Source organism: Thermostichus sp. MS-CIW-26 (assembly GCF_054059115.1).
Genome location: NZ_JBSSBV010000081.1, coordinates 1 through 3,955, shown reverse-complemented (window position 1 = coordinate 3,955; position 3,955 = coordinate 1). Strand labels below are relative to the sequence as shown.

Here is a 3,955-nt window from a genome sequence, read left to right as displayed (position 1 = left end):
TTTCTCGTTTTGACAAATTGGCCAGGAACTTCTTGAGTTTTCTCTATCTCGTCAGTGCTCTCTTTTGGCTCAAATGAAAGATCAACACAACCTAGAGAGATGATCCTAATCGATCCCTGAGCCCCAGCTTGAGAGAAACTATCCCCCAGCCCTGTCCAGAAGGGGATCCTGCCGCCCACAGGGGATCCCGTCTTCGAGAGGCGTCCAGCCCGGCTGCCAAAGATCCCGGTTCTTCAGGGTAGCAGCGTTCACCCAGAGGCGCACCTGGGGATCGCAGACGGCTCTGAGCTCGGCAAACACCAGCCCTCCTTCCCCTTGTTGGCGAGCGGTGACCTGAAAATGTCGCCAACCCAGAACAGGCTGAACGGAAGTCCATTTGGAGCCGAGGAGGTGCGGGAAAGGCTGTTTCCGACGGGGTTTGTTGCGAGCCACGGGACGGAGGGTGCGAGCGGGTAAGGGATGAAAGGGACCCAGCTTTCCGGCCATTCCTGAGGACGGCAGCGGGGATCGAGGGGAGCGGCAAAGCCAGCCGAGATCCTGAGTTTCCCTCAGATCCGCCTGTGATCGGTATGTGTGATCGGTATGATCGAGGGGATCCCTTTCCACTCCAGCCTATCCAACCATGGAGCAGCACCGGCAACGGCTTCAGTTCTCTTTCTGGCAGGCAGTCTTGAAGGGGGGCCTTCTGTTTCTGATCCTGGCTGGCCTAATCTTGGGAACAGGCCTGCCCTTGGGAGCGGCAACCGGCCCCACTTTGTCCGGCAAACTTACGGGGCCAGAGTGGCGACAAGCAGACCCGGAGGCCAAGCAGGACTTTTGTCGCAAAGCCTTTCAAGCGTTTCGCGCCTCTCCTTCCCAGAGCTACATCATCAGCTCCAATGTGCAGGCTTTGACCCCAGAAGGTTTGTGTCGGCGCTTGGATCAGTTTTATCAGTATGCCGTCAACGACGAGATCCCCATCAACCAGGCGGCCAATATTGCCCCATTGCTGTTTTCAGACTTACCCCTGGAGCAGCCTTGATCCCTGTGGAGCGCTTGGTCTGCTGGGGACAAAGGCGGCGGGCGAGGATCTGGGCCCAGCTCTCAACAGTTTGGCCGGATCTAGACAGGCGTAGCCAGAGGTTCCGGGGGTGCAGGGAAAGGGAGCTGCTGCAGTTGGGGTTGGTGGGGGCGGATCCCCATCGCTTGGCGCATCAAGGCAGGCTTGAGCAGCGGCAAAACCTCCAGTCCCCACAGGCCCAGGCGACGCAAGACCAGCAACGGCCAGCTTCGGTTGGAAAAGAGGCGATTGGCAGCATCGGTTGCAAAAAGAACCAGCGCGTTTTCTGGGCGGCGACAGCGCTCGTAGGCTTGTAGCAAAGCCGGATCGCCGGGATCCCGGCCCGCCATTTTGGCTTCGATCAACAGGGCAGCCAAGGCCGCCACATCCCGCATGCCCAGATTCGCTCCCTGCCCCCCCAGCGGATGGGTGGTATGGGCAGCATCCCCCACCAAAGCCAGCCGGGATCCGATGTAGGTTTGGGCATGGGCCCGCTGTGGCTCATAACAGGCTCTGGGAGAGGCCGCCAGCAAGGCTCCCAACTGGGATCCAAACCAAGGCCGGATGGCCTGCAGAAACTCAGCCTCAGATAAGCCCATCAGCCGATCTCGATCCGCTTGGCGAACTGTCCAGACGACACAACTGCGATGGGGATCGGAGGTGGGCAAAATGGCGAAGGGACCGCTGGCCTGAAAGCGCTCGTAGGCCACCTGCCGGTGAGGATGCTCATGGGTGAGGGTGGAAACGATGCACACCTGCCCATAGCCCCAGCGGGATAACGGGATCCCAGCCTGTTCCCGCAGCCGCGAACGGGCCCCATCTGCAACCACCAGCAGAGCAGCCCGCAGGGTTTGCCGGGATCCCTCCTGAGCCAGCAGCTCTACCCGCAGGTGATCTGCTGCAGGGGAGAAACTTTGCACCTGGGCGGGGCTGAAAAGCGTTACCGAAGGGCACTCGCGAATGCGCTGCAACAGAGCTTTTTGGGTAATTTGATTTTCCACGACGTAGCCCAGCGCCGGCGCTTGGAGCGTTTCGCGGCACAACTGAGCCATCCAGGGGCTTTCCCCATCAGCTTACTAGCGCAGGAGCCCCGCACTGTACCCGTAGGGTCAGTGCCGGGAGGAATGCGAGGTTACAATAGAACCATGACCCAAGTCCTGACCGTCTCCTGCAAGCTCAAGGTAGCCCAGTCGCAAGCCGCCAAATTGGACGCGACTTTGGAGGCTTTTGGCCAAGCCTTGAATTGGGTCAACCAGAACACGCCGGAGAAGATCGTCAACGCGGTCAAACTGCAATCCCTTTGCTACTACGAGACTCGAGCCCGGTTTGGCTTGTCCAGTAACTTGGCTCAACAGGTGTGCAGACGGGTAGCGGGTTCCCGCAAAGTGGCTAAGCAGAAAAAGCGTCCCGTCAAGGAGTTTAAGAGCGGCTTTGTTACCTACGACGCCCGTATCTTTTCGTTCCGTCAAAAAGACTGGACGGTGTCGCTGACCACGGTGGAAGGGAGAGAACGCTTTGAGCTAGCCATTGGCAACTACCAGCGTGGGATGCTGGCTGGTTCCAACCCCAAATCTGCCACCCTGGTCAAGCGCAAAGATGGCTCCTACTACATCCAGATTTGCGTAGAGAAAAAGCCACCCAAGCAACAAGATACCGACAAGGTGATCGGGGTGGATTTGGGCAGGACGGATATCGCTCATACCTCAGAAGGGGACAACTGGAATGGACAACAGTTGAACCGAGTTCGAGACCACTACTCCCGATTGAGGGCGGCACTCCAACGCAAAGCCAGTAAGGGCACCCGCAGTTCGCGGCGCAGATGCAGAGAACTGTTGCAACGGCTGTCTGGCAAGGAAAGACGCTTTCAAGTGTGGGTCAATCATCGCATCTCCAAAGTTATTGTCTCCAGGGCAAAAGCTACCAACAGCGCTATCGCTCTGGAAGACCTGACGAGGATCCGGGAAAGGGTCAATCAACAGCCACGCAGCAAGACAGAGCGTAGGCGGGCCAACAGTTGGGCGTTCTACCAACTGAGGCAGTTTCTGGAATACAAGGCGAGAGTTGCGGGGGTGACTGTGGTGCTGGTGCCGCCCGCCTACACCAGCCAGACCTGCCACAAGTGCCTGCACATCCATCCCGACCCTGCGCAATCCTACCGCAGTGGTAAGTCGTTCAAGTGTGGACACTGTGGATGGGAAGGGGATGCGGACTTTAATGGTGCGAATGTGATTGCGCTTTTGGGGGCTGTCGTAAACCAGCCTAGAGGTTCGGGCCTGTTTTGTTCTCTGGTAGAGCAAAGCAGGCTCAGGGCTGCTGAAAGCCCGCTCCGTACCGCTTAGCGGTCGGAGTCGGGTAGTTTACAGACCTGAATGCGGTGAATGGGAGAAACTCCCCAGGCTTCCATGAGGGGCCACACCCCAATTCGCTGCAGAATGCGGGCTGTCCCCAGAGCCAAAGCGCTGGCTCGGCCATCCGCCCCCACCCCCTGCGAGAGATCCCGCCCCTCGATCAGCCCGACGCGGATCCCGGCCTGGCCCAAAGCGGCTGCCAAGGTGGATCCCACCATCCCAGCTCCGGCAATCACCACCTCGAAGTCCAGTCGCCTTGGCTTGGCTGCTGTCGGAGCAATGGCTAGGGGAGCAGCGGAAGTGGGCAAAAGGCTCATGGGCACTCACGGCAAGTAGGCTTAACTTCCATTCTAGGGTTCCTGCACCCGGCAGTCCGCTAAGGACAAGCGGCAAGTGGGGTCAAAGTGCTACGAGGGATCCCTTTTGATCTCAGCCCCTTTGTTTGCTGCTGCAGGGTGGAATCCCTGTGGGTAGCTGATACATTTACGCTGAACACTGCTGAACATCACTGTTCAACTATGCAGCGATAGCATTCTGTTTGTTTCCAAACAGAATGGCGGTATCCCGC

General features: G+C 58.6%; 4 protein-coding genes and 1 pseudogene. 2 read left to right on the top strand and 3 right to left on the bottom strand.

All coding sequences use genetic code 11. From position 1 onward, the window contains the following. Positions 1-138: 138 nt before the first annotated feature. Positions 139-432: a TIGR02450 family Trp-rich protein gene (locus ACVWZU_RS14285; RefSeq protein ID WP_414329949.1), complete on the bottom strand. Its 294-nt coding sequence runs from the start codon at positions 430-432 to the stop codon at positions 139-141. A gap of 238 nt (positions 433-670) precedes the next feature. On the opposite strand from ACVWZU_RS14285, the gene ACVWZU_RS14280 reads away from it, so the two are divergent. Continuing rightward, positions 671-1,021, top strand: coding sequence for a hypothetical protein (locus ACVWZU_RS14280; protein ID WP_414329946.1), 351 nt, complete (start codon positions 671-673; stop codon positions 1,019-1,021). A gap of 80 nt (positions 1,022-1,101) precedes the next feature. Here ACVWZU_RS14280 and ACVWZU_RS14275 read toward each other — a convergent pair. Continuing rightward, positions 1,102-2,097, bottom strand: a pseudogene (locus tag ACVWZU_RS14275) (FAD-dependent monooxygenase); the annotation flags it as partial. An 87-nt stretch (positions 2,098-2,184) separates the two neighbouring features. On the opposite strand from ACVWZU_RS14275, the gene ACVWZU_RS14270 reads away from it, so the two are divergent. After that, positions 2,185-3,378, top strand: a complete 1,194-nt coding sequence (locus tag ACVWZU_RS14270; protein WP_457445568.1) for an RNA-guided endonuclease InsQ/TnpB family protein — start codon at positions 2,185-2,187, stop codon at positions 3,376-3,378. Here ACVWZU_RS14270 and ACVWZU_RS14265 read toward each other — a convergent pair. Beyond that, on the bottom strand, positions 3,375-3,704 hold the full coding sequence (locus ACVWZU_RS14265; RefSeq protein ID WP_457445566.1) for an FAD-dependent monooxygenase: 330 nt from the start codon (positions 3,702-3,704) through the stop codon (positions 3,375-3,377). The genes ACVWZU_RS14270 and ACVWZU_RS14265 overlap by 4 nt on opposite strands. Positions 3,705-3,955: the final 251 nt, after the last annotated feature.